Source organism: Dermacoccus sp. SAI-028 (assembly GCF_004346775.1).
GTDB lineage: Bacteria > Actinomycetota > Actinomycetes > Actinomycetales > Dermatophilaceae > Dermacoccus > Dermacoccus nishinomiyaensis.
The window spans coordinates 2106177-2131629 of record NZ_SMFS01000001.1 but is presented as its reverse complement, the minus strand read 5'-3'; the positions used below and the strand labels follow the sequence as shown (position 1 = coordinate 2131629).

General features: G+C 70.7%; 21 protein-coding genes. 14 read left to right on the top strand and 7 right to left on the bottom strand.

Annotated features, from left to right (window positions below; genetic code table 11):
• Window positions 1-35 precede the first annotated feature (35 nt).
• Complete coding sequence (gene secA / locus EDC82_RS09745) at window positions 36-2759, top strand: preprotein translocase subunit SecA (RefSeq protein WP_131941316.1); 2724 nt, start codon at window positions 36-38, stop codon at window positions 2757-2759.
• 13 nt (window positions 2760-2772) lie between these two features.
• On the opposite strand, the gene EDC82_RS09740 is transcribed toward secA, so the two are convergent.
• Both EDC82_RS09740 and EDC82_RS09735 read right to left on the bottom strand, forming a co-directional pair.
• Window positions 2773-3324 carry an Rv3235 family protein gene (locus EDC82_RS09740; RefSeq protein ID WP_074040679.1) on the bottom strand — a complete coding sequence of 184 codons (552 nt, stop codon included), beginning with the start codon at window positions 3322-3324 and terminating at the stop codon, window positions 2773-2775.
• On the bottom strand, window positions 3321-4433 hold the full coding sequence (locus tag EDC82_RS09735; protein WP_160126218.1) for a LysM peptidoglycan-binding domain-containing protein: 1113 nt from the start codon (window positions 4431-4433) through the stop codon (window positions 3321-3323). The genes EDC82_RS09740 and EDC82_RS09735 overlap by 4 nt, the downstream gene beginning before the upstream one ends.
• Before the next feature lie 200 nt (window positions 4434-4633).
• Here EDC82_RS09735 and EDC82_RS09730 point away from each other — a divergent pair, with 200 nt between their 5' ends.
• A complete protein-coding gene (locus EDC82_RS09730; RefSeq protein ID WP_131941312.1) occupies window positions 4634-5197 on the top strand; it encodes a hypothetical protein in 564 nt (187 codons plus the stop codon).
• An 81-nt stretch (window positions 5198-5278) separates the two neighbouring features.
• On the opposite strand, the gene EDC82_RS09725 is transcribed toward EDC82_RS09730, so the two are convergent.
• A complete protein-coding gene (locus EDC82_RS09725) occupies window positions 5279-5494 on the bottom strand; it encodes a helix-turn-helix domain-containing protein (RefSeq protein ID WP_006945776.1) in 216 nt (71 codons plus the stop codon).
• 118 nt (window positions 5495-5612) lie between these two features.
• On the opposite strand from EDC82_RS09725, the gene EDC82_RS09720 reads away from it, so the two are divergent.
• Genes EDC82_RS09720 through EDC82_RS09710 form a run of 3 tightly spaced genes read left to right on the top strand, consistent with a single transcriptional unit; the run spans window position 5613 to window position 8021 of the window.
• Complete coding sequence (locus EDC82_RS09720; RefSeq protein ID WP_131941310.1) at window positions 5613-6293, top strand: SAF domain-containing protein; 681 nt, start codon at window positions 5613-5615, stop codon at window positions 6291-6293.
• Window positions 6290-7576 (top strand): ParA family protein, encoded by a 1287-nt coding sequence (locus tag EDC82_RS09715; RefSeq protein ID WP_062258536.1) that lies wholly within the window; start codon window positions 6290-6292, stop codon window positions 7574-7576. The genes EDC82_RS09720 and EDC82_RS09715 overlap by 4 nt, the downstream gene beginning before the upstream one ends.
• Window positions 7577-7613: 37 nt before the next feature.
• Complete coding sequence (locus EDC82_RS09710) at window positions 7614-8021, top strand: hypothetical protein (protein ID WP_131941307.1); 408 nt, start codon at window positions 7614-7616, stop codon at window positions 8019-8021.
• A 27-nt stretch (window positions 8022-8048) separates the two neighbouring features.
• Here EDC82_RS09710 and EDC82_RS09705 read toward each other — a convergent pair whose 3' ends face one another.
• Window positions 8049-8630: a hypothetical protein gene (locus EDC82_RS09705; protein WP_062258533.1), complete on the bottom strand. Its 582-nt coding sequence runs from the start codon at window positions 8628-8630 to the stop codon at window positions 8049-8051.
• A gap of 209 nt (window positions 8631-8839) precedes the next feature.
• Here EDC82_RS09705 and EDC82_RS09700 point away from each other — a divergent pair, with 209 nt between their 5' ends.
• Together EDC82_RS09700 and EDC82_RS09695 are read left to right on the top strand one after the other, a co-directional pair.
• Window positions 8840-13750, top strand: coding sequence for an NAD-glutamate dehydrogenase (locus EDC82_RS09700; protein ID WP_062258531.1), 4911 nt, complete (start codon window positions 8840-8842; stop codon window positions 13748-13750).
• Window positions 13751-13755: 5 nt separating this feature from the next.
• A complete protein-coding gene (locus EDC82_RS09695; protein ID WP_131941304.1) occupies window positions 13756-15435 on the top strand; it encodes a sensor histidine kinase in 1680 nt (559 codons plus the stop codon).
• A 264-nt stretch (window positions 15436-15699) separates the two neighbouring features.
• Here the strand turns inward: EDC82_RS09695 and EDC82_RS09690 are convergent, their stop codons facing one another.
• On the bottom strand, window positions 15700-15948 hold the full coding sequence (locus EDC82_RS09690) for a WhiB family transcriptional regulator (protein ID WP_006943843.1): 249 nt from the start codon (window positions 15946-15948) through the stop codon (window positions 15700-15702).
• Window positions 15949-16173: 225 nt separating this feature from the next.
• Here EDC82_RS09690 and EDC82_RS09685 point away from each other — a divergent pair, with 225 nt between their 5' ends.
• Window positions 16174-16605, top strand: coding sequence for a hypothetical protein (locus EDC82_RS09685; protein ID WP_006943863.1), 432 nt, complete (start codon window positions 16174-16176; stop codon window positions 16603-16605).
• On the opposite strand, the gene EDC82_RS09680 is transcribed toward EDC82_RS09685, so the two are convergent.
• Window positions 16569-17429 carry a hypothetical protein gene (locus tag EDC82_RS09680; protein ID WP_074040685.1) on the bottom strand — a complete coding sequence of 287 codons (861 nt, stop codon included), beginning with the start codon at window positions 17427-17429 and terminating at the stop codon, window positions 16569-16571. The two genes, EDC82_RS09685 and EDC82_RS09680, sit on opposite strands and share 37 nt — an antisense overlap.
• A gap of 12 nt (window positions 17430-17441) precedes the next feature.
• A complete protein-coding gene (locus tag EDC82_RS09675) occupies window positions 17442-20969 on the bottom strand; it encodes an FtsK/SpoIIIE domain-containing protein (protein WP_160126217.1) in 3528 nt (1175 codons plus the stop codon).
• Between the two features lie 183 nt (window positions 20970-21152).
• Between EDC82_RS09675 and EDC82_RS09670 the strand changes: the two genes are divergently transcribed.
• From EDC82_RS09670 to EDC82_RS09645, 6 genes are read left to right on the top strand one after another with little or no spacing between them, the layout of a single operon-like run.
• The gene (locus tag EDC82_RS09670) at window positions 21153-22382 is read left to right on the top strand and encodes a CpaF family protein (RefSeq protein ID WP_006943851.1); all 1230 of its coding nucleotides are present in this window, start codon (window positions 21153-21155) and stop codon (window positions 22380-22382) included.
• Window positions 22379-23251, top strand: coding sequence for a type II secretion system F family protein (locus tag EDC82_RS09665; protein ID WP_131941299.1), 873 nt, complete (start codon window positions 22379-22381; stop codon window positions 23249-23251). The genes EDC82_RS09670 and EDC82_RS09665 overlap by 4 nt, the downstream gene beginning before the upstream one ends.
• The gene (locus tag EDC82_RS09660) at window positions 23248-24135 is read left to right on the top strand and encodes a type II secretion system F family protein (protein WP_006943844.1); all 888 of its coding nucleotides are present in this window, start codon (window positions 23248-23250) and stop codon (window positions 24133-24135) included. The genes EDC82_RS09665 and EDC82_RS09660 overlap by 4 nt, the downstream gene beginning before the upstream one ends.
• Window positions 24136-24195: 60 nt before the next feature.
• Window positions 24196-24417 carry a hypothetical protein gene (locus EDC82_RS09655; protein WP_006943854.1) on the top strand — a complete coding sequence of 74 codons (222 nt, stop codon included), beginning with the start codon at window positions 24196-24198 and terminating at the stop codon, window positions 24415-24417.
• 17 nt (window positions 24418-24434) lie between these two features.
• Window positions 24435-24827, top strand: a complete 393-nt coding sequence (locus EDC82_RS09650; protein ID WP_006943860.1) for a TadE/TadG family type IV pilus assembly protein — start codon at window positions 24435-24437, stop codon at window positions 24825-24827.
• On the top strand, window positions 24824-25366 hold the full coding sequence (locus tag EDC82_RS09645; protein WP_131941297.1) for a pilus assembly protein: 543 nt from the start codon (window positions 24824-24826) through the stop codon (window positions 25364-25366). Before EDC82_RS09650 ends, EDC82_RS09645 begins: the two co-directional genes overlap by 4 nt.
• Window positions 25367-25453 lie beyond the last annotated feature (87 nt).

Below are 25453 nucleotides of genomic sequence, written 5' to 3'. Positions count from 1 at the left end.
CCGAGGTGATCGATCAACGATTTACGGAGTCTCGCGTGCCCAAAATTGTCGAACGTGTTCTGCGCGCCGGCGAAGGACGAACGCTCAAGAAGCTCGAGGCGATCGCCGCTCAGGTGAACATCGTCGAAGAGGATTTCGAAAAGCTCACCGACGCCGAACTGCGGGAGGAGACCGACCGGTTCCGCAAGCGACTCGCGGACGGGCAGAGCCTTGATCAGATCCTGCCCGAGGCGTTCGCCGCCGTGCGCGAGGCGAGCAAGCGCACGATCGGCAAGCGTCACTTCGACGTGCAGATCATGGGTGGTGCCGCGCTGCACATGGGCAACGTCGCCGAGATGCGCACCGGTGAGGGCAAGACGCTCGTCGCGACACTGCCGAGCTACCTCAACGCGATCGAAGGCAAGGGCGTCCACGTCGTCACCGTCAACGACTACCTCGCCGAGTACCAGTCCGAGCTCATGGGCCGCGTGCACCGCGCGCTCGGGCTCGAGACGGGCTGCATCCTGTCGTCGATGACGCCGGCGCAGCGCCGAGACGAGTACAACAAGGACATCACGTACGGCACGAACAACGAGTTCGGCTTCGACTACCTGCGCGACAACATGGCCTGGTCGACGGACGAGCTCGTGCAGCGCGGCCACAACTTCGCCATCGTCGACGAGGTCGACTCGATCCTCATCGACGAGGCCCGCACGCCGCTCATCATCTCCGGCCCTGCCGACGCGGCGACGAAGTGGTACGTCGAGTTCGCCTCGATCGTCGAGCACCTGACGCGCGCGGAGAAAGGCAAGGACGGCAAGATCACGAAGCCGGGCGACTACGAGATCGACGAGAAGAAGAAGACCGTCGGCCTGCTCGAGCCGGGCATCGAGAAGGTCGAGGATCTGCTCGGCATCGAAAACCTCTACGAGGCGCAGAACTCGCCGCTCATCGGCTACCTCAACAACGCCATCAAGGCGAAGGAACTGTTCAAGCGCGACAAGGACTACGTCGCGATGAACGGCGAGATCCTCATCGTCGACGAGCACACCGGCCGCATGCTCGCCGGACGTCGCTACAACGAGGGTGTGCACCAGGCGATCGAGGCCAAGGAAGGCGTCGAGATCCAGAACGAGAACCAGACGCTCGCGACGGTGACGCTGCAGAACTACTTCCGCATGTACGACAAGCTGTCGGGCATGACGGGTACGGCCCAGACCGAGGCCGCCGAGCTGTACCAGATCTACAAGTTGGGCGTCGTCACGATCCCGACGAACAACCCGCCGCAGCGCGTCGACCAGCCCGACCGCATCTACCGCACCGAGGACGCGAAGTTCCGTGCCGTCACCGACGACATCGCCGAGCGTCACCGCAAGGGCCAGCCAGTCCTCGTCGGTACGACGAGCGTCGAGAAGTCGGAGCGCCTGTCGGAGCTGCTGCGCAAGAAGGGCGTCGCGCACGAGGTGCTCAATGCGAAGCACCACGAGCGTGAGGCCGCCATCGTCGCGCAGGCCGGGCGCAAGGGCGGCGTCACCGTGGCGACCAACATGGCCGGTCGAGGCACCGACATCATGCTCGGTGGCAACCCCGAGTTCATGGCCGTCGCCGCGCTCAAGCAGCGGGGCCTCGACCCGGAGGAGACGCCCCAGGAGTACGAGGCGAGCTGGGACGAGGCCCTCGCGAAGGCGGAGGCCGCGGTCAAGGCCGAGCACGATGAGGTGAAGGAGCTCGGCGGCCTGTACGTCCTCGGCACCGAGCGTCACGAGTCGCGCCGCATCGACAACCAGCTGCGCGGACGCTCCGGTCGCCAGGGCGACCCCGGTGAGTCGCGTTTCTACCTGTCGCTGCAGGACGACCTCATGCGCCTGTTCAACGCGGCGCTCGTCGACCGGTTCATGTCGGGCTCCGGCATGGACGACGACCAGCCGATCGAGAACAAGATCGTCTCGCGCTCGATCCAGTCCGCCCAGGGCCAGGTCGAGGGCCAGAACTTCGAGATCCGCAAGAACGTCCTCAAGTACGACGACGTGCTCAACCGTCAGCGTGAGACGATCTACGCCGAACGCAAGCGTGTGCTCGAGGGTGACATCGACGGCCAGATGCGCCACTTCATCAACGACACGATCGACACGTACGTCGCGACGGCGACCGCGGACGGTTTCTCCGAGCACTGGGATCTCGAGCGACTCTGGGGCGCCCTCGAGGAGCTCTACCCGATCACGATCGGTCTCGAGGAGCTCGAGGCGGAGCTCGGCGGGCGCGCCGGCATCACGCCGGAGATCCTCGGCGAGGAACTGCGCTCCGATGCGCAGCACGCGTTCGACGACCGCGTCGCCTTCCTCGGTTCGAGCGTTGCGCGCGAGGTCGAACGACGCGTGGTGCTCACCGTCCTCGACCGCCAGTGGCGCGAGCACCTGTACGAGATGGACTACCTCAAGGAGGGCATCCACCTGCGGCAGATGGCTCAGCGCGACCCGCTCGTCGAGTACCAGCGCGAGGGCTTCCAGATGTTCGAGGCGATGACGGAGTCGATCAAGGAGGAGTCCACGCAGCTGTTCTTCCACGTCGACGTCGACCCCGCCGAGGTCGAGGCATCCACGCCCGCACCCAAGCAGGAGCAGCTGCACTTCACGGCGCCCAACGAGGAGGGCCTCGCTGAGGATCACGTCGTCGCCAAGGACGGGCACGTCATGGACGACGAGGAGCAGATGTCGCGCGAACAGCGTCGCTCCGCAGCGCGCAGCCGCAAGAGCAAGGGCGGCAAGAAGCGCAAGCGCTGAGGCGCGAACACGCTCAGATCAGCTCGAGGACGGTGACCTGCCAGCGCCCGTCGACCCCGTTGAGGCGCAGGGCGATCGGCGTCGCACGGCCGTTGACGCGGGCGACGACGGCCGCTTCGACGACACCGTCGCACGGCTGGCACACCTGAACGCGCCGCACGCCCGTCGGTCCGGGCGCGGCACCGCGACGCAGTGTCGTGCGGTGGCGTCGCTGGATGCGCGCCAGCACGTCCGTGTTCGTGTGCGGCGTGAGCTGCGTCGGTGAGCGACGCCCCGCCAGAGCCTCGACGAGCGCCAGGGCGAAGCGCTGCGTCCACACCCGTGCGTCCGGCAACGCGGACGTCGCCGTGTGCTGCGGGCCGAAGATCTCGTCGTGCTCGCCGCGGTGCGGCAGGCGCTCGCGGCTGACGTCGACCGCGAGGCGCGCGCTGATGGCCGGCACGTCGGCGACGCGCAGCGAGCCGTCGAGCAACCCGCCGATCTCGTGCAGATCGAGTTCACGCGGCATTTCGTGGGCCGCGCGCGGGGGTGCGACACTCGCTCGTTCGAGGGTGAGGGTGGTCATCGGTGGGCTCCGAACGCTGAGGTGGTCGAGACGAAGGACGCAGGAAGGGTGAGCTGCTGGCCGACCTCGATCGTGTCCGGATCGAGCCGCAGCAGCGGGTTGGCCTCGAGCCAGCCCGGCAGGGACGCCGCGACGTCTTCCGCCGGTGCGCCCGGGGCGAGGTAGGACGCCGCGATGCTCCACAGCGTGTCGCCGCGCACGACGACGTGCGTCCTGTGTTCCGCGGCCGTGCCTGAACCGCGCGGCGTGCCCAGCACGATGGCGGACAGCTCGTTCGAGGTACTGAACGGATCCGGCGTCCAGCCGGGACGCGGCACCGCTGGCTGGGGCGTGTCGGACGTGGCCGAGTCGGATGTGCGTGCCTCGAACGGGGCCGACACGGACGCTGGGGAACCGAACGCGGGGGAGTCGAGGTCAGGGGCGTCGAGGTCGGGGTTTTCGAAGTCCGGGGCGTCGACGTCGGGGGCCTCGCGGTCGGGCCAGTGCGAGCTGGTTGTGCCAGACGCAGGTGCCGCGCCCGAGGGAGTGGCGGCCGCTGGCGAGACCGCCCCGGAAGGGGCCGCTGCGTCGGTGACAGAGGCCGAGGCGGGCGGCATCACCTCGGCCGAGACGGAGAACGACGGGCGCGGCGCGGGTTCGGCGGCCCCGGCCGACTGCGCGCCGACGGTGATGAGTGCCGCGACGGCGAGGAACAGACTCGCCGTGCGGGTTCTCGACCCCGTCGCGTCCGCCGTTACCGGTGCAGAGCGCGCCACGACAGAGCGCGAATCGCAGACCTGAACTCGGACGAGCGCCGATCGGCCACACTCGAGGTCGCCCGCCACGAGCAGCCGTGCCTCGCACCGCAGGTCGAGGGCAGAGCGAAGACTGAGCCACGCCAGGCGGGCCAGCGCGAGCGTGAGGACGGCGCCCGCGGCGACGCCGATGACGTCCTCGCTCGTCGCGCCGGGCCCGGGCAGCGCCCGTCGGGTCGTGACGGCGACGGCCACGGCTGCTGTCGCGAGCAGCGGTGCGCTGAGGCCCGCCAGGATGCCGGCGCTCCTCAGCTGCTGCGGCGTGACAGGTGTGTTCGAGGGGTTCGACGTGCTCGCCCTGGTCGTCGTGATCATCGCGTTCCGCCTTCGTCGTCGCGTCATGCGCCTCGGCGCGACTCGTGTCGCCGCCGATCAACATCCATGACGAACGATGACGTTCAGTGACGTGTGATGTCGATGAATGCAATGTAACGACACATCGTGTCGAGTGGGGGCGTGGAAGATGAAAAACTTTTTTCGCCCGTCCGAGCTCCTCGCTGCTCTAGCGTCGAGCCATGCGAATGGAGCGATTGCTGGCCGACCTCGAGGCTGCCCAGGAGGCACAGGAACGTGCCGAGGCGCGGGCAGAGGTCGCTGAGAGCGTGCGCGTCGAGCACGCCGGCGTCACGCTGGTCGACCGGCTGCGTGCCGGGATCGGCAGTGTCGTCGCACTGAGCGTCGGCACCGAGACTCTGCGCGGGCACCTCCTCGACGTGGGGGAGGGCTGGCTCGCTCTCGATCGTGACGGCGTGCATGCGGTGCACGGTGTCGACGACCTCGTGCGTGCCGGGCTCCGTCTCGTGCCCGTCAGTGCGATCGCCTGCGTCAGCGGGCTGGGGCGCCCCCACGTCGCGGCCGACGGTTCGTCGATCGGACGCGGATGGAGCAGCGTGCTGCGTGCCATGGCGCGTTCACGTGCCCCTCTCGCCTGGCATCGCCTCGGCGGGCACACGATCGTCGGGACGATCGACGCGGTGAGCGCCGATCACGTCGTCCTCACCCCGGCGCGCGGCGCGGCGAGTCTCGTGCTCCCGCTCGCCCATCTCGCGTGGATCGACGTCAACGCCAGCGGACGCTGAGCCGCTGCCGCTGACTGAGTTCACACCTCACGCCGGCCCCCCGAGCAGGTGATCAGGCGCGCGTGGACGAACGTCGAGCCCTCAGAAGTCCTCGCCCATTCCGCCGGCGGCGACGGCGGATCGCGTTGCGGCGTAGGCGCGTTCGATGTAGCGCTCCACCTCGGCTGCCTCGACGCGCCACTGGTTGTTGATCTTGATCGCCGGCAGCTCACCCGACTTGACGAGTCCGTAGACCTGCCGCGCCGAGACGTTGAGGGTCTCCGCCACGTCGGCGATCTGGACGAAGCGCTGCGCCATGGGGTGCCTTTCGACGGGTGCGGAGATTCTTACCAAAACCTGACGATCATTCTAGGCGTCGGGCCCGCTCGCCCGCGTGACGATGGATCTCGGCTGTGGACGAACGAGGAGGAACATCGTGGGTGAGCGTGGGGTACGCAGGTTGAAGGACGTCTCGCCGGGGGCGCAGGCGGCGCGGCGGTTCGTGCCGACCGGCATGAAGGACGTGCGCTGGGTCGTAGGCATCGTGCTGCTCGCCCTCGGCGTGCTCGGCACGTTGCGTGTCATCGGCTCGTTCGACGATTCGGTGCAGGTGTGGAGTGCGAAGAGCGCCCTCGTGCCTGGTCAGCGCCTCACCTCGTCCGACCTCGTGCCGACGAGGGTTCGTCTCGACGATCGCGGCGGGCAGTACCTGTCGAGCGCGACCCAGCCGGGCGGCGTCGTCCAGCGCGCCGTCGGGGCCGGGGAGCTCGTGCCGAAGAACGCCGTCGGGGACGCCTCCGGTGTGACGGTTCGCGCCCTGTCGGTCAACGTCGAGCGCGGGCAGGCCGACGTCATCCGCTCCGGCGGGGACGTCGAGGTCTGGGTTTCGGACAAGAAGGAGGGCGCCGGCTCGACCGGCTTCGACAAGCCGCACCAGAGCGTCGAGCGGGCCCTGGTGTCGCACGTCGGTTCGCGCAGCGGCGGTGTCGTCGCCGTCGCCGACGGCTCGCCCGTCGAGATCCTCGTCCCGCGCGAGTCGTTGCCGGCAATGATCGATGCCGTCAACTCGGGCGCGCGCATCACGCTGGTGCCGCTCGACTCGGCGGCCCGCTCGTGACGACGATGACGGTGTGCACCGTCGCGACCGCGATCTCGGCGCGTCTCGAGGCGCGGTTCGCCGAGGAGCTCGCCTCCGTCGAGGACGCGACCCTCGTGCGGCGCTGCGCCGATGTCACCGAACTACTCAGCGCCGCCGAGTCGGGCGCCGTCACCGTCGCCGCGATCAGCCCTGATTTCCCGGGCATGAACGGCAGCGTCGTCGCGGAACTGACCGTGCGGGGTGCGTCGGTGCTCGGTGTCGTCTCAGCCACATCCGCTCTGGACGCTCGCCAGTGCGAGGCGTGGTCCCTGCGACGGACCCACGTCGTCGGATCGGGCGAGCTGGAGCAGGCCTTCGAGACCCTCGCGCACACCGGCCCCGCCGAGCACGAGCTCTCGGCCGCCGCAGAACAGGCCGAGACGAGCCTGGCCACCGACGGGCCCGATGACGGCGCAGCGGCCGCGTCATCGCCGACGAGCACCACCGTCGTCGTGTGGGGCCCGCCCGGCGCTCCGGGGCGCACGACGTGCGCCACCCATCTCGCGCAGGCCCTGAGCGAGAGCGGGCCGACGCTGCTCGTCGACGCCGACACAGTCGCGCCGTCCTGCTCGGCGCATCTCGGGCTGCTCGACGAGGCACCCGGCGTGCTCGCGGCCGCGCGTCTCGTCGATGCGGGCACCCTCAACCTGCACCAGTTACGTTCCATCGCCGCGCACGTCACGCCCGGCTTCGACGTGCTCACCGGCATAGGGCATTCCGGGCGCTGGCACGAGCTGACCCGATTTCACCTCGGCCGCGTCCTCGATCTCGCCGCCCAGCACTACCGCTGGGTCGTCATCGACGTGGCGGCCGAGGTCGAGGCCGACGAGAGCCTGCTGTTCGACACCGTCGCTCCCTCCCGGGTCGGGGTCTCGAGTGAGGCGTTCGCGCGCGCCGACCACGTCGTCGCGCTCGCCGGCTGCGACCCTGTCTCGCTGCAACGGTTCGTGCAACACGCGCCGGCGATCATCGACCTGCACGACGACGTCCGCGTCGTCGTGTCGAAGGCCCGCGAACGAGCGGTCGGCGGGAGCGCCTCGTCGGTCGTCGCGGACGCGTTGGAACGCTTCCTCGGTGTGCGACCCGTGGCGGTGCTGCCCGACGTGCGCGATGCGCTGGACGCCGCGGTGCTGCGCGGAACCCTGCTCGAGGGCGCTGATGGCGCACCGTACCTCGCCGCCGTGCGCGATCTCGCGAGCGAGCTGGGCGCCGACGTGGCACCGCATGCGACGCGTCGTCGTCGCGCATGGCGGCGCCGCTAGGCTCGAGGCGTCGCCCCACCGCTCGAAAGGCTTTCCGATGACTCGCCTGTACTGCCCCGTGACCGCTGACGGTGTCGCGGCGCTCGCCACCTCGGCTCTGACGGTGGAGGCGGCGTTCGCCGTCACCGACGACGTGCGCGCGCTCGCCCCGCACGGCGACGAGGAACTGCACGAGCACATCGCGACGCAACTCGCAGCCGCAGGCTGTGCCGGGCGCCGCGTCGTCGTCGTGGTCGTCGACGTGCCGGACGCTCGAGTGAGGCCCGCGGCCTCCACCGGTGGCGGCGCACTCCCCGGCCGCGTCGTCGTGGACGGCGACGTGACGCTGCGCGATGTCGTGTGCTTCCTCGTCGGCGACGAGGGTGAGCAGGTGAGCGACGACGCCGACCTCGAACTCAGTTGGTACGACGCGAGCGAGATCGACGCGGTACGCGCACTGCTCTGAGCGGCCCCCGGCGGAGCGTGCCCGCGCTCAGCGCAGGGCCCGCGTGTCACCGCAGCGATCGAGGCAGCGCACGAGCGCTCGTTCGGTGCGGGCCGCCGCGTCGGCGGCCGCCTCACGAGAGCAGCCGGGCCGTGCGAGCGCGGCAGCCACCCGCGCGTAGCCGTGGGCGTAGGTGGAGACGACGCGCGCGAGGCGCCCCACCGCGTCCGCGCAGGGCAGCGCTGCCGTGGACGCGAGCTGTGGGTGCGTGCTCACGAGGTCGCGGATCGAGCGTTCGACGTCGAGCAGATCGTCACGGCTCGTGGTCAAGGAGCGGCCGCTGCCGGGCAGCGTGCCCTCCTCGACGGCGCGCCGCAACGTCACCCCCGCGCGACGCGTCGTCGCCCCGGCGATATGAGGCAGCTCGGGCGCGCGGAACGGTGGCAGGGGAGCGGTGGCCAGCAGCGCCGTCGCGGTGTCGCTCAACTGATCGCTCAACGCCTCGACGACGAGATCGAAGCGTTCACCGCTGCACACCGCCGCAGGCTCGAACGTGACGTCGAGCAGTCGCAGCGCAGCCCGGGTGAGCTGCGGGGCGACGTCCGTGGGTGCGGCGGTGAGTGATTCCATGAACCCCACCGTAGGCGCCGGCACCGACAACGTGCCGAGCCCGAGCCCCCAGCTTGTGGACGACGACGCGAGGCGTCCTGGCGCGTCGGTGAAGTCTGCGACACCGAAGGCCGTCGACGTCGCCGAAGGCCGTCGACGTCGCCGGGGCGCGTTAGAGTCGACGGCAGCGGTACAGCGTCGTACCGCCCGTCGCTCTGCCAGGAGAGGTCATGTCTGCCGAGGCTCCAACGCCTGCTCTGTCCGACGTCGAGGCCCGCACCGGGGTCGCGCTCGAGATCGTCCAGGGGGTGTTGGGCGACATCCCTCCGGCCGAGCTGGCCGGCAAGTCGCTCGACCACCTGGCCTGGGTGGTCGAGGGCCAGATGCAGGCCGCGCAGCGCCGCGCCGGTGCGCACTCGATCGTCGAGGTCGAGGGGGATCTGCCCGCCTCCCTCATCGACGACGCCGTCGAGCACGGGGGCGTCAACCGTCTCACTGCGGGCGCCGTCATCCGCGTCGTCACGGACGACATGCCGTTCGTCGTCGATTCGATCGTCGCCGCCGTCACCTCGCGTGGCGCCGGCATCGGCGACCTGCTGCACCCGCAGATGGCGGTGCGGCGCGACGCCTCGGGGCAGCTGTGCTTCGCGCGCCGCAGCGGTAAGCGTCCCGGCGCGGTGCGCCTGCCCGGCCAGACCGACACGGTGCCGGAGGGCCAGCGCGAGAGCGAGGAGTCGTGGGTCTACCTGCACATCTCGCCGCTGGGCGACTTCACGGGCGCCGACGAGATCGAGCGCACGATCAGCGACGTCATCGACGACGTGCGCGCCGCCGCGAACGACTGGCAGCGCATGCGCGACCAGGCGCTCGCCATCGTCGACGACCTCGGAGCCAACCCGCCCGTGTCGGTGCCGGAGTTCGCGACGGCCGACGTGCGCCGCTTCCTCACCTGGCTCTCCGAGGACAACTTCACCTTCCTCGGCTATCGCGAGTACGCCCTCGACGTCGTCGACGGCGAGGACGTGCTGCGTCCCGTCGACGGCAGCGCCCTCGGCATCCTGCGCTCGGCCTCCGACGCGCCGCGCGGGTTCGAGCGGATGACGCCGCAGAGTCGCGCCGCGGCGCGTTCGCCGCAGCTGCTCACGCTGACGAAGGCCAACTCGCGTTCGCGCGTGCATCGTGACGCCTACCTCGACTACGTCGGCGTGAAGACATTCGACGAGGCGGGCAACGTCACCGGCGAGCGTCGCTTCCTCGGCCTGCACACCGCCCGCACCTACGCGGCGTCGCCGTCGAGCATCCCGATCGTCGCCGAGCGCGTCGCCAAGGTGATCCGCCGGGCGGGCTACTCGCCCGACTCGCACTCGGGCCGCGACCTGCTCCACGTGCTCGAGAGCTACCCGCGCGACGAGCTGTTCCAGACCTCCTCGGAGCGCCTCTACGAGATCGCCACGGAGGTCGTGCGCCTGCAGGCGCGCCGTCACGTCGGCGTCTTCCTGCGCAATGACGACTACGGCCGCTTCGTCGCCGTCCTCGTCTACCTGCCGCGCGATCGCTACAACACCCGCGTGCGCGAGGCCATTGCACAGCACCTCGCCCAGGCGTACGGCTCGGAGACGGTCGACTACACCGCCCGCGTCACCTCCGAGGCGCTCGCACGCATCTACTACACGGTGCGCCTGCCGCGTGGGACGGCGATCCCGGACGTCAGTGCGGACGACATCCGCGCCGCCGTCCTCGAGGTGACGCGCACGTGGAGCGAGCGCGTCACGCAGGCCGCGCACGCGGAGGAGGGGCTCGCGGACGTCGATGCCCGCCAGCTCGTCTCGACCTTCGCAGACGGGTTCCCGGCCGGTTACTCCGACGACTTCACCCCCCGTCAGGCCGTCGCCGACATGCGCCGGCTCGAACGCCTCGGTGACGACGACGCGGCGCTCACGCTGTACGGCACCGACAAGGTCGACTCGCGCGAGCGACGCCTCAAGATCTTCCGCAACGAGCCGCTCATGCTCACCGAGGTATTCCCGATCTTCACGAACCTCGGCGTGCAGGTCTCGGACGAGCGTCCGTACACGCTGACGCGCGCCGACGGCTCCACCTGCCACGTCTACGACTTCGGCCTCGTCGCCGACCGCACGGCGATGTGGGGCAACACGCCGCAGGAGAGCGCGCGTCGGCGCACGAACGTCATGGAGACGGTGCTCGCCGCCTGGCGCGGGCAGGCCGAGAACGACGCGCTCAACCAGCTCGTCCTCGCGGCCGGGTTGTCGTGGCGTCAGATCAACCATCTGCGGGCGCTCGCGCGCTACATGCGTCAGATCGGGTTCTCGCTCAGCTACGAGTACGTCGTCGCGGCGCTGCTCGCGAACACGGATCTGACGTCGCTGCTCGTGCGCCTGTTCGAGGCGCGCTTCGACCCCTCCCTCGACGCCGACGAGCGAGAGGCGCAGACGCAGGCCGTCCGCCAGCGCTTCGCCGACGGTCTCGCGGATGTCACGAGCCTCGACCACGACCGCATCCTGCGCACACTCGAGGGCGTCATCATGGCGATCGTGCGCACGAACGCGTACACGCCGAAGTTGCTCTCCGGTGAGTGTGCGGAGCTCGTGTTCAAGATCCGCTGCGCCGACGTTCCCGGCATCCCCGCGCCCGTGCCGATGTTCGAGATCTGGGTCTACGGCCCGAAGGTCGAGGGTGTGCACCTGCGCTTCGGGCTCGTCGCGCGCGGCGGGCTGCGCTGGAGCGACCGTTTCGAGGACTTCCGCACCGAGATCCTCGGCCTCGTCAAGGCGCAGATGGTCAAGAATGCCGTCATCGTGCCGACCGGGTCGAAGGGCGGTTTCGTCGCGAAGCAGCTACCCGACCCGGCGGATCGCGAGGCATGGCTCGCCGCGGGCGTCGAGGCCTACGAGGCCTTCATCGGCGGTCTGCTCAGCGTCACCGACAACCGTGACGGCGACACGATCATCGCGCCGCAGGACGTCGTGCGCCACGACGACGACGACCCCTACCTCGTCGTCGCCGCCGACAAGGGCACCGCGACGTTCTCCGACAAGGCCAACGCCGTAGCTCGTCGCGAGGGCTTCTGGCTCGACGATGCCTTCGCCTCGGGCGGTTCGAACGGCTACGACCACAAGGCGATGGGCATCACCGCCCGCGGCGCGTGGGAGTCGGTCAAGCGCCACTTCCGCGAGCTGGGCCACGACACGCAGAGCGACGACTTCACCGTCGTCGGCGTCGGCGACATGAGTGGTGACGTGTTCGGCAACGGCATGCTGCTGTCGGAGCACATCCGACTCGTGGCCGCCTTCGACCACCGTGACATCTTCATCGACCCCAACCCGGACGCTGCCGCGTCGTATGCCGAGCGGCGCCGCCTGTTCGAGCTGCCGCGCTCGTCGTGGTCGGACTACTCGCGCGACCTCATCTCCGAGGGCGGCGGCGTCTTCTCCCGCTCGGCCAAGCAGATCAAGCTGACACCGCAGATCCGCGAGGCGCTCGGCATCGACGACGGCGTCGAGACGATGACGCCGAACGAACTGATGCGCGCGGTGCTGCTCGCCCCCGTCGACCTGTTCTGGAACGGTGGCATCGGCACGTACATCAAGGCCTCCGACGAGACGAACGCCGAGATCGGCGACCGTGCCAACGACGCCGTGCGCGTCGACGGTCGCGACCTGCGCGTGCGCGTCATCGGTGAGGGCGGCAACCTGGGCGTCAGCCAGCGCGGGCGCATCGAGGCGGCACAGCACGGCGTCAGCGTCAACACCGACGCCATCGACAACTCGGCCGGCGTCGACACGAGCGACCACGAGGTCAACATCAAGATCCTGCTCGCCGACGCCGTGCGCGACGGTGCGCTCGCGCTCGAGGAGCGCAACGAGCTGCTCGCCTCGATGACGGACGAGGTCGGCTCGAAGGTGCTGCGTCACAACACGGACCAGAACACGCTGCTCGGCAACGCTCGCGTGCAGGGCCCGCAGATGCTGCACGTGCACCGCCGGCTCATCGCCGACCTCGAGTCGGACGGCTTCCTCGACCGCGAGCTCGAGTTCCTGCCCGACGAGGCCGAGATCGATCGGCGCCTCGAGGCCGGCGAGGGGCTGACGTCGCCGGAGTTCAGCGTGCTGCTCGCGTACTCGAAGCTACGGCTGAAGAACGAGGTCGGCGCGAGCGAGCTCGTCGACGACCCGTGGCTCGTGCGTGAGCTGCTCGGCTACTTCCCCGAGGCGCTGCGCGAGCCGTACGCCACGACGATGGAGAACCACCCGCTGCGGCGCGAGATCATCACGAACTCGCTCGTCAACGGCCTCGTCAACCGCGGCGGCATCACCTTCGTCCACCGCGCGGTCGAGGAGACGGGCGCCCGGGCCGAGGAGATCGTCAAGGCCTTCGTGGTCGCGCGTGAGGTGTTCGACGCGCAGAGCTTCATCGACGACGTCGAGGCGCTCGACCACGTCATCAGCACGCAGGTGCAGTCAAGGCTGCTGCTGCGTCTGCGCCGCCTGCTCGACCGCGCGACGCGCTGGTTCGTCCACCACGAGGTGGAGCACACGCCGATCGAGACGCTCGTCGAGCGCTACCGCGAGCCCGTGCAGCAGCTGTCGCCGAAGGTGCCCGACCTCGTCGTCGGCGTCGGGCGCGAGAAGTTCGAAGCCGAGGTCGACCAGCTCGTCGGCGAGGGCGTCCCGACGGCGCTCGCGCGACGTGCGGCGGCCCTGCTCGACGACTTCGTCCTGCTCGACATCGTCGAGCTCGCGCGTGACCTCGGTGAGGACGTCGAGGACGTCGCCGCGGCGTACTACTACGGCGGCGCCCAGATCGGCCTCGGCCGCATGCTCGACGCCATCGCCGAGCTGCCGCGTGACGACCGCTGGGACGCGCTGGCGCGCGGCGCCGTGCGCGACGACGCGTACGCGGTGCTCGCCGACCTCACACGGGATGTGCTCGCCGAGTCGGAGGCATCGCAGACGACGCAGGAGCGCTGGCAGCAGTGGGCGCAGCGCCACTCGCTCGCCGTCGAGCGTGCCCGCGCCGCCGTGACGGGCGTGCAGAACTCGGCGGCCCGCCTGGCCCCGATGTCGGTGGCGCTGCGCACGATGCGCTCACTGACGCGCGCTGCGGCAGGGGAGCGCGACTGAGCGCGGTGAACGCGACGATGCAGGACGTCCTCGGGTCGGCCTCGTCACTCGACGAGGCCGACCACGAGTGGCTGCACCTGCTCGTCGGCGACTGGCAGCTGCTCGCCGACCTCGCCTTCGGCGACCTCATGATGTGGGTGCGCGGCGACGCCGGGTGGCAGGTCGCGGCGCACGTACGCCCGACGACGGGCGTCAGCCTGTTCGCCGACGACCTCGTCGGCGCCAGGCCGCAGGAACTCGACTCGTCGCAGACACAGGACGATGCCGATCGTGGTGGCGTCGCTGAGGTTGCTGCTCGCGCAGGCACCTCTGTCGAGCGGGGGCTGCGTGAGGGTGAAGCCCGCGCGGACGCCTCCGACGTGAGTGACGGCGTTGAGGACGCCGCCCGTTCGAACGATCTGCAGGTGGGCCTCGATCGCGCTCGCCTCCAGGGTGCGGAGACGCGCGTGGACATCGTGGTCGAAGGCGAGCCGGTCTCACGGCGCCTCGTGCCCGTGCGGCGCGGCGGACGCGTCATCGCGGTTCTCGGGTGCCACATGCGCCTGGGCAACGTGCGTCGCCGCGGCCGCCTGGAGACGCGCTACGTGGCGCTCGCGGAGGCGCTGTTCCGCATGATCGCCGAGGGCACCTTTCCCGACGGCGGCGGCGTCATGGGCGGTCGCGGGGGTGCGCCGCGCGTCGGCGACGGTGTCGTCGAGCTCGACGCCAGCGGTCGCGTCACCTACGCGAGCCCCAACGCGGTCTCGGCGCTCCGCAGGCTCGGGGTGGAGAGCAACATCCCCGGCCTGCGCCTCGCCACCGCGCTCGACGAACGCGGCGTCAAGGCGAGCGACGGGCCGGAGGAGGCCACCGTCGTGCTCGCGGGCCGCGCCCCCTGGCAGGCGGAGTTCCGGCGCGGCTCGGCCGCCGTCATGGTGCGTGCCGTGCCGCTCGTGGCCGGCGGACGCCGCCTCGGCGCGGCGCTGCTGCTGCGCGACATCACCGAGCTGCGCCGTCGCGACCGCGAACTGCTGACGAAGGACGCGACGATCCGCGAGATCCATCACCGCGTCAAGAACAACCTGCAGACGGTGGCCGCGGTGCTGCGCCTGCAGGCGCGCCGGCTGCCCGACGAGGAGGCCCGTCAGGCCCTCGCCGACGCGGGGCGCCGTGTCGGCGTCATCGCCGCGGTTCACGAGTCGCTCAGCGAGGGCTTCGGTGGCACGGTCGACTTCGACGACGTCGCTGTCCGCGGCCTCGCCTCGAGCATCGACGTGGCCCGCCGCTCGGACGCCTCGGTGGCCTCCCACCTCGACGGCTCCTTCGGTGTGCTCTCGAGCGAGGACGCGACGTCCCTCGCGATGGTCCTCGGCGAGCTCGTGCAGAACGCCGTCGAGCACGGCCTCGGGGACGCCGGCGGCAACGTCACCGTACGGGCACGTCGCGACGGCGACCGGCTCGACGTCCACGTGATCGACGACGGCCGCGGCTACGAGCGCGGAGGTGCGCCCGGCGGCGAGCGTGGCGGTACCGGCCCGGACGCGCCGACAGGTGCGTCAGCACGCGTGCGCAGCGGGCTCGGGACGCAGATCGTCACGACGTTCGTCGAGGATCTGCACGGCGAGATCGCCTGGCATCGCCTCGAGGGCGGCGGCACCGACGCGCACTTCAGCGCCCGTCTGCGTCCAGTCCCTGCGTCGAACTGACCTACGTCAGCCGCGCCCCAAGTCCTCGATTCTCAACCATTACCCGGTGTGCGAATCCCGTCCCCATCGGCGATTTTCGTCTACCTTCGCGAATCCCGTCCCCATCGGCGATGTTCGTGCCCATGTGCGATCATCGGTCACAGTCGCTCATCGCCGTGTTCACCCGCCGGCGCGCAGATCCCAGCACCAGCAGCCGGGCCCGGACATGACAGAACTGGCGGTCACACCCAGGGTGTGCCGCCAGTCGTCGACGCGGGGCTCAGGTCAGCTGGCGCGGCGGGCGCGGGCGTTGCGGCGCTTGAGAGCGCGACGCTCGTCTTCCGAGAGGCCGCCCCAGACGCCTGCATCCTGACCGGATTCGAGAGCCCACTTCAGGCAGGTGTCGATCACTTCGCAGCGTCGGCACACAGCCTTGGCGTCTTCGATCTGCTGCAGGGCAGGGCCGGTGTTGCCGATCGGGAAGAAAAGCTCCGGGTCCTCGTCCAGGCACGCAGCGCGATTGCGCCAATCCATGTGGCTTGCTCCTTGATGTCTCCGCTGAAACCGGCGGGGTCGGTTCGAACGCTGCCGGGGTGCCGGCGTGTCCACAGTGCGACGCTGGGACGCGCTGCGGAGGTGTTCCGTTATAGGTTCACACCTGGCGCGGGCGAGCACAAGGGGTTTGCCCGAACTTTTTGTGTGCTTATGTGAGCTTTTGCTCACACGATGTTCGTAAATGTCGCGGCGTAAAGTGGAAGCGTGGACACCACCCGCTCGACGTCATCGATCCCCGCTCCCACCTGGAAGGGCTCGCGCGCCCATTGGCTCGCCGCCGCTACGGGCACGGCGATCTCGGCGGCCGCCATCCTCGTCATGGCCGTCATGTCGGTCGTGAGCGCCGTCACCGGATCGGCCAGCACGACGACGCGCGCCCTCACGGAGGCGGCCATGCTCGTCGTCCTCGGGGGAGCGGTGCTGGCCCTCGTCGTCGGCCTGGTGCGTGCCAAGTCACTGGTCAAGACCCCGACGCTGCTGTGGAACGCCATGCTCGTGCCGATCGGCTTCAGCCTCATGGACGGCGGTGCCGCCGCGCTCGGCATCGCGACCGTCGTCGTTGCTGTGGCTACGTTCGTCGTCGCGCTGCCGCTACCGCGCTACGAGGCGGACGTCGAGGACGGCGCGGCGCTCTGAGAGCCGGCGGGTGACGTCGGGGGACTCGCCGAGCCGCGGGACGTCGCAGAACTCGTCGCGCTCGACGACGCACCCGCATCCTTCGTCGACTCACCGGTTCGCAGCTTCGCGCCGAGCAGGTCGAGGAGCGCGGGCACGGTCTTCGTCGTGTACGCGCGGCGCGAATCGGCGTGCGAGTCGGCCAGCGTCGAGAAACCGATGCCGGAGAAACGAACGACCGCCGCAGCCTCCCCCGTGCGCACGAGCGCATAGGTCGTCGTCCCGTCGGTGAAGGAATCGCTGACGCCGTGCGCGCCCTCGCCGTAGAACGTGTAGAGACCGCGGTTGGCCTGGGCGCGCTTCTCGTGCAGGGCCTTGTCACGCTTCCAGGCGGCCTCGACGTCCTTCCACTCACCGGTGTGCGGCAGCGCGATGACGAAGTGGCTGCGGTCGTCAGAGGGTTCACCGGCGATGTTCAACTCGAGCGTGTCGTCGCTGCCGCTCACCCCGTCGAGGTGCGGGATGATCGGCGCGAGCTCGCCGCGGGTGAACAGTGACGTCGCGTCGGGCACGGAGGACGGGTCGACCGTCTTGCCGTCGAGGCGTAGCTGCAGCGGTTTGTCGACGTGCGTCGACCCAGCGGCGGCCGACGAGGAGGCAGATCCCGACGACGAGGCGCTGGGCGACGCGCCCGTGGTCGCGGACGACGGCGTCGCAGCGGACGTGCTCGTCGCCGCGGTGGGGGAGGAGGCCGGCGACGTCTCGGCCGAACCGGTCGTCGCGACGACGACGGGCAGGGCGGCGACGACGAGGCCGGCGACGGCGATCTTGGCGCGGGTTGACATGCCTCAAGCCTGTCACATCGTGGCCCGCCCGTTCGGCTGAGGTTCGTGCCGCAGGTGAACCTGGTGGCCGTGGGGCAGGACGAGCGCGCGCCCGGGCGGCATCGACGCCGGGATCTGAGCGGGACGCAGTCCTGCGAGTGAGTACTCCGTCGCGTCGTTCTGGCGCAGCACCAGCCTGACGTCGAGCAGCGCGCTGAGCTTCGAGGCGAGCACCTGCCGACCACCCGTGACGATGAACGTGTGTCCGTGACGGTGGCCTTCGCTGATGCGTTTCAGCAGGTCTTCGGCGGCCAGGCCGTGGTTGATACGCAGCAGCGTCGCGTGCAGGTCCTCCCATCCATCGATGACGACGACGCTCGACGGCCCCGCGGGGTGCGCCTCGGCGAGGTGCGTGAGCAGGCGGATGACGGCGTCCGCGTCGTCGGATGCGACGTGGACGTCGGCCGCGATCGGGTCGGTGGGGCCGACCCACCACGTCGATGCTGTGCGAGTCGTCGCGCCCGCGGCCGTGCCGCACACCGCCGCCCGGGCGAGCGCCGCGGCGGCGTTCGTCCGTCCGCTGCGAGGGGCTCCCGCGAGGCCGACGTGCACCCCGGCCGGCACGGTGACGGCGGGTTGGCTCTGCGCACCGGGCAGGTCGGCGATGCCGACGACGTGCGCCAGGCCGTCGTCCGTCGCAAACGCGTCGGCTGCTTTCGCGCGATCATGCCCGTCGCTCGAAGACGATGCGCCGAAAAGGGATTCGCTCCTGTCGCACACCGCCGTGTTCGAGTGAGGCGCCGGCGTCGGTCGCTCACCCGTCAGTGCGTCGAGACCGACGACGATCTTCGTCTCGGCGAGAAGTTCGTCGACATTCTCGGGCAGCGGCGGCAGCACGGGTCGGTGGATCGGTGGGAGCTGGTGTGCGGCGGCGAGGGCCTCGTCGACGAACATCCCGAGGTCGCTGCGGGCGCTCGTCCGTCCGGGGCGGCAGGCATCACATCCGTCGCGCAGTTCGTCCAGCCCCGAGGCAGTCACGACCGTGGGGTGGACGTGCACTGCCGCGGTGGTGCCGAGCTCGCGCGGCGCACCGCTGTAGGCGCTCTGGAACTCGACGGGAGCCTCACCGGCCGTCGCGAGGTACCCGCGCCCGGGGGTGCGCGCGGAGATGCGGGAGGCCAGGGGCGAGTCGATGACGTCGATGCTGTCGGAGCGTTCACGCACCCGCAGCGCGACGCGGACGTCGAGGTTGGCGCGCATGTCGGCGCTGACGGCGCCGCCGGGGCGTTGCGTCGCGAGGATGACGTGCATGCCGAGCGACCGTCCCACGGCCGCCAGACGCACCAAACCGGCGACGAAATCGGGCAGTTCGTCTGCCAGCACGCGGAATTCGTCGACGACGACGAAGAACCGCGGCAACGCTAGGTGGGCAGGCGCGGCGGCGAGATAGTCACGGTAGGAGGTCAGCCCGTGACGCCCGAGCAGATGCTCGCGGCGCCCGATCTCGGCGCGCAACGCCGTCAGAGCACGGGTCGCGAGACCATGGTCGAGGTCGGTGACGACGCCGACGACGTGCGGGGCCCGCGCGAGCGGGCCGAACGTCGCACCTCCCTTGTAGTCGATGAGCAGCGCGTTCACGTGCTCGGGGGAGTTGAGCGTGAACAGCCCGCGCAGGTACGTGAGCAGAAACTCGGACTTGCCCGATCCCGTCGTGCCCGCGACGAGGGCGTGTGGCCCGGTGCGGGCGAGGTCGAGCGTCATGATGCCGTCGTGATCGTGGCCGATCGGCACGTTCGTGCTCGGGGTGCGCCACGCGCCGGCCACGTCGGACGGCAGCAGGGCAGCGCTCGTCGAGGCGCGCAGCGGCGCGCTATTGCCACCGGTGGCGCCCGCAGCCCAGCGGCGGTGCAGCCGCATGACAGCGGGAAACCACGTCTCACCCGGGCTGTCGAGGGTGAACGTGTGCCCGCCCGGCAGGCGGGCGGCGCGGTGTCCCGCGGCGCACGTGACGCGGACCGTCGCGGCCAATGTCGTCACGCCCGTCTCGATGCTGGGTGGCTGCGCAGCCCCCACCCAGACGACGGCCGCGCCGGCGATGACGAGGCGTCGCGCGAGGCGCGTAGCGTCGGCGCTGCCGACTTCGAGCACGACGAGGGGGAGGTCGTCACTGCCGGGGCGACGCACCCCGTCGTCGAGTCGTGCGAGGAGGGTCTCCGGCACGCTCGTGTGGACGTGAACACGCGCCGAATCGAGCGCCCAGGCCCAGCGTCGCGACGCCGCTTGCCGGGTGACGACGACGGGCGGGGCGTCAGTCGGATCGTGCAGGACGGCGAGTTGCGCGACGACGAGTTCGAGGACTTGCGGTGTCGTAGCCGCATCGGCGTCGAGATGGACGAGGCCGCCCGGCGCCACGACGAGGGTGACGGGTGCCTCGCTGAGCCCGAGCGGGCGTGCCGAGCCGTTGCGGGCGAGACGGTGCGCGGATGGCGCGTCACCGTACCCGAGACGCAGCAGACGTGCGCTCGGCCCGCGTCGCAGGCCGAGCCCGTCGCGGGAGCCGGCGGCGACGGCGAGCAATTGGTCGGGGCTCGGCGCCAGACGCGCGAGAGTGACGACTTCCGCGTCGAGCGCATCAGCGACGCGGCGGCCGACGTCCTGCACTTCGCGCGCATGGTCGCGGGCTGCGCTGCGCCCACCTCGACGTCCGCGACGGCGGTCGTCGAGGTGCGTGGCCACCATGACCAGCGGGCCCACGAGCATGAAGCACAACATGTAGGCCGCGTGCATGACGATCGCGAGAACCAGTGCGACGGGCACCGGGGCGAGCACCGCGATCCAGCGCAGCGGCACCCGACGTGGGGGTGTCGGGGCCGCGGGCCACTCGAACGTCCGCGGTTCGGGCAGACAGTTCGACGTCCCGGCGCGCAGGGCTGAGCCGGCGTTTGCAGGGGCGGCACTCATGGGGTCGGTTTCCGCAGGTTTGATGCCGGAGAGATCGGACCCCGCAAGGTCAGGAGGTGCTGGCTCAGCATTCGCCAGGTCGAGACGCAGCACGCTGGCGCCGAGACGCACTGATTCGCCCACACGCCAGGGGTGGCCCACGTGCGGTTGGAGGCGCGCCCCGCGGCTCGTCACGCCGTTGCTGCTGCCGAGGTCGGTGATCGTCACCTGCCCGCGCGCGACGCTGACGAGGGCGTGTCGACGTGAAGCGAGGGAATCGTCGCCGAGCAGGTGATGGTGGCGTCCGAGGGTGACGTGGCCGGCGGCGAGGGGGAGCGCACAGCCCTGATGCGGGCCGCTCGCGCTGACGAGCGTCAGGATGGCCGCGTGCTCTTCCTCGTCCGGGCGGCGGGGTGGTTCGAGCAGCGCGCCGTCGACGAGCGGTGCTCGGCCGAGGACGTCGTCGTCACGGATCGCTCGACCGGCGTGCGTCGGCGCGTAGGGAAGGTCGAGTGCGGGGCGGATCGCGGCGAAGGGTGTGCCGTCGGGGGCATCGACGACGATCGGGTCGCTGGGGGAGCCGTCAGCGGTGACGACGGCCAGGCGGATGCTGGTGCTCACCTGTCCAGCCTGCGGCCTGCGACATCGCGCCGTCGGAACTGATCTGCACCTGTGGACAACGCTCGTGCCGGAGCCAGAACGGGTGCTTTGGTAAGACTTTGGTAAGAGTTTTTCCGAAACCCCCTTCGGCCCCGCGCGGCCTCTTTGATGGCTCCTGAGAGCAGGCATCGAAGAGGAGAGACGATGACGATCACGCTCATCGAGGACGAGGTGCGCGAGCAGTTGCGCGCCAAGGCCATCGACCCAGGAGCCGACCCCGAGGCGGTGCGTGGCGTCATCGCCGACGTCGTCGCCGCGACGGAGGTCGCCCGCGCCCGGGCGGGTCTGCCGGCGTCGTCGCGTTCGACGAGCGAGGCGAAGGCCGTGTTCGACGCCGTCGCGGGCTACGGGCCGCTGCAGGAGTACCTCGACGACCCCAGCGTCGAGGAAATTTGGTTGAACGAACCCGCGCGGGTCTTCGTCGCGCGCTCCGGGGTCTCCGAACTGACGCCGACGATCCTGACGCATGACCAGATCCGCGTTCTCGTCGAACGAATGCTGCGCACGTCGGGGCGGCGTCTCGACCTCAGCTCGCCCTTCGTCGATGCCTCGCTCCCGGACGGCTCGCGCCTTCACGTCGCGATTCCGGACGTGACCCGCGAGTACTGGGCGATCAACATTCGAAAATTCGTCGCGACGAGTCATTCGATGGACGAGCTCGTCAACCGCGGGTCACTGTCGCCGGGGTTGGCGGCCATCCTCGCGGCGTGCGTCAAGGCAGGGCTCAACGTCCTCGTCTCCGGTCAGACGCAGGCCGGAAAAACGACGATGTTGAACTGCCTCGCGAGTGCCATTCCGCAGACCGAGCGCGTCATCACGTGCGAGGAGGTCTTCGAGGTGCAGCTCGCGGCGCGTGACTGGGTCGCGCTCCAGTGCCGTCAGCCCAACCTCGAGGGTTCGGGCGAGGTGACGCTGCGCATGCTCGTCAAAGAGGCGCTGCGCATGCGGCCGTCGCGACTCGTCGTGGGGGAGGTTCGTCAGGCCGAGTCGCTCGACCTGTTGCTCGCACTCAACTCGGGTCTGCCGGGTCTCGCGACGCTGCACGCCAACTCGGCCCGCGAGGCGCTCACGAAACTCTGCACGTTACCGCTGCTCGCGGGCCCCAACATCTCGCCCTCGTTCGTCGTCCCGACGGTCGCGTCGGCGATCGACGTCGTCGTCCACCTCGGCCTCGATCGGCACGGGCGACGCTCCGTGCGCGAGGTCGTGCGCGTCACCGGACGAGTCGAGGGCGACACCGTCGAGACGATCCCGCTGTTCACCGAGGGCCAGGTCGGTTTCCCGCGCCTGTTGCCCGCGCTCGACGGAGAGGTTCGCTTCGCTCGCGCCGGCATCGACGTCGCCGCTCTCGCCGCCGAGGTGAACGCCGCGTGACGCGCCTGCTCAGCGCCGCCGCCGTCGGCACCGCCCTACTGCTCCTGTGGCGGGCGATGACGTCCCCGGCTCCGCCGCGCCCCCTTCATGGTCTGCGCCGCAGCCGCCGGTACGCCGCGGTGCGTGAACTGCTCGACCAGTCCGGGCTCGTCACCTGGCGCGTGCGCACTCTCGTCGCCGCGTGCCTGGGCGCGGCGACCGTGGCCTTCTGCCTCGGCTTCGTCATCACCGGCGTGCCAGCCCTCGCCGTGGTCCTCGCGTGCGTCGGTGGTTGGGCACCTGCAGCATTCGTCCGGGGCCGGGCGACGAGCCTGCGCCGCCGCCGGCGTGAGGCCTGGCCCGATGCCGTCGACCATGTCGCCTCCGCCGTCCGCGCCGGCCTGTCGATCCCCGAAGCGCTGCGCCAACTGTCGTTGCACGGCCCGGAGGTGCTGCGTGAGGACTTCGCCGCCTTCGCCCGTCACGACGCGGCGCACGGCCGGTTCGACGACTCGCTCGACGTCCTCAAGGCCCGCCTTGCCGACCCGGCCGCCGATCGGCTCATCGAGTCGCTGCGCCTCGCCCGCAACGTCGGCGGCAGCGACGTCGGTCGCCTGCTTCGCACCCTCAGCTCCTTCCTGCGTGAGGACGCCTCGACGCGCGCCGAACTCGCCGCCAAGCAGAGCTGGACGGTGAGCGCGGCACGGTTGGCGCTCGCCGCACCGTGGCTCGCGTTGTGCGTCGTCGGTTTCCGCGGTGAGGGGCTGGCGGCCTACCGCACACCGCAGGGGGTGCTCGTGCTCGTCGCCGGGGCGCTCGTGTCGTGGATCGCGTACGTCGCGATGAAGGCCATCGGGCGTCTGCCTCACGAGGAACGGGTCATGCGATGACGACGCCAGCCGCGCTGTCGGCCGCCGCCATCGGGCTGGGGCTCGCACTGGTCGGCATCTGGGTGGCGCGCCCGCGCGTCAGCGTGCTCGAGCAGCGTCTCGAGGCAATGCTCGCCGTAGACTCACCCGCCGCCGCGCCGCGTCGCGGTCTCGACGCCGTCGCGGCGGCCCTGGCGCGCCTGCTCGGGCGGGTCCTGGGCGGCGCCGATCACGTGCGCTCCCGGATGGAGCGCGCGGGCCTCGTCCCGGACGTCGACACGTTCCGCACGAGCCAGGCCCTGTGGGCGATGACGGGCTTCGCCGGCGCGGCGTGCATCGTCCTCGTCACGGGCAACTCGACGCGCGGACCGCTGTCTGCCTCGGCGCTCGTGCTGCTCGCTGCCGGGTTCGGTGTCGTGCTGCGCGATCAGCAGCTCACCCGGCTCGCCGAGAGGCGCGAGGCCCGCATGATCGTCGAGTTCCCCGCGATCGCCGACATGCTCGCCCTCGCCGTCGCCGCCGGCCAGGGCCCGCTCGGCGCGCTCGAACACGTCACGACTCTGTGCCGCGGCCCCCTCGCCGAGGAACTGCGCACCGCCCTCGAGCAGGCGCGCGCCGGTACTCCGTTGTCCGACGCGCTGGCCGGCGTCGCGCGGCGTACGAGCGTCGTCAGCGTGGCGCGCTTCGTCGAGGGCGTCATCGTCGCACTCGAGCGTGGCACGCCACTCGCCGACGTCCTGCGCGCGCAGGCCCAGGACGCGCGCGAGAGCGTGCGCACCGAGCTCGTCGAGAAAGCCGGCCGCAAGGAGGTCGTCATGATGGCGCCCGTCGTCTTCCTCGTCCTGCCCGTCACGGTGCTGTTCGCCGTGTACCCCGGGCTCGCAGCTCTCGATCTGACGCTGTGATGCCTCCCCACGACTCCCGCGAACGCTCGCGGGCCACACCCCGACGAAAGGTCACCTCCCATGAACCGCATCCTCAGTGCCCGCTCTGCTCTGCGACGACGCGTCGCGCTCACCCTCCGACCGGTGAACGGGACGGACAGCGACGGCGAGCGCGGCGACGTGCCGGGCTGGGTGCTCGTCACGCTCATGACGGCGGGCCTCGTCACGCTGTTGTGGCAGACGGCCGGGCCGCTGCTGCAGACGATGTTCACGAGCGCCATGAGCAAGGTCTCCGGCGGCTGAACCGCATCACGGCCGCGATGCGCTTCCGGGTCGCGTGGCGGGACGAGCGCGGATCCGCGGTCGCCGAGAACGCGATGACGAGCGTCGTCATCGTCGCCGTCTTCCTGCTCGTGTGCCAGTTCGCCTACGCCGCGCACGTGCGGTCGTCGCTGACGATGGCGGCGGCCGAAGCGGCCCGCGCGGGCGCTCGCGTCGATGGAGGCGTCGACGCCGCTCAGGCGAAGGCACGCGACCTGCTCGCCGAGGGTGGCGGCCGGCACGCACGCGTGAGCGCCGGGTCGACGAGCGAGGCGGGCGTCGCGGTCATGCGCGTCGACATCACCGCCCAGGTGCCCGTGCTCGGTCCGTTCGGCGTCGGACTCGACCTGCACACCAGCGGGCGAGCCGTCATCGAGGACCGCGGCCCATGAGGGCCCGTCGAGACGTGGCCGCCGCGGCCCAAGGTGCGGGCCGCCTGGGACGAAGCCCCGGTGGTCCTGACCAGGCTGGCGAAGAAGGCGGCGTAGCGGACACGAGAGGTCATGGCCTCGATGCGGACGAAGGGTCGGCGCTCGTCGAGGCGATCGTCGTCATCGCGGTGTTGTTGTTGCCGCTGCTGTGGGTCGCGACGTCTCTCGTCCGTGTCGAGGCGGCGTCGTTCGCGGTGCGCTCGGCGGCCCGTGAGGCGGCGCGCACATACGTGACGGCGCCCTCTTCGGGCGCGGGCAGCGTGCGCGCGAATGTCGCGGCGCGTCTCGCGTTCGAGGATCAGCGCAGCCCCGTCGGCACGGCGACGATCACCTGCACGGCGAGCCCGTGCCTGACGCCCGGCGCTCAGGTCAGTGCGACGGCGCGCACGAGCGTCGGCCTGCCGTTCGTGCCGCGATGGCTCAGCGGCCCCGCGGGGCTCGAGATCCACCTGAGCTCTCGGCACGTCGAGAAGGTCGAACAGTACGGAGGGCAACGGTGACTCCCGCACCTGACGCGTGCGCCACGAGGCGTGACGCCCTCAGCGGACCCCTGCGCCACATGCCGGCGAGGCTCAGACAGCTCGCCT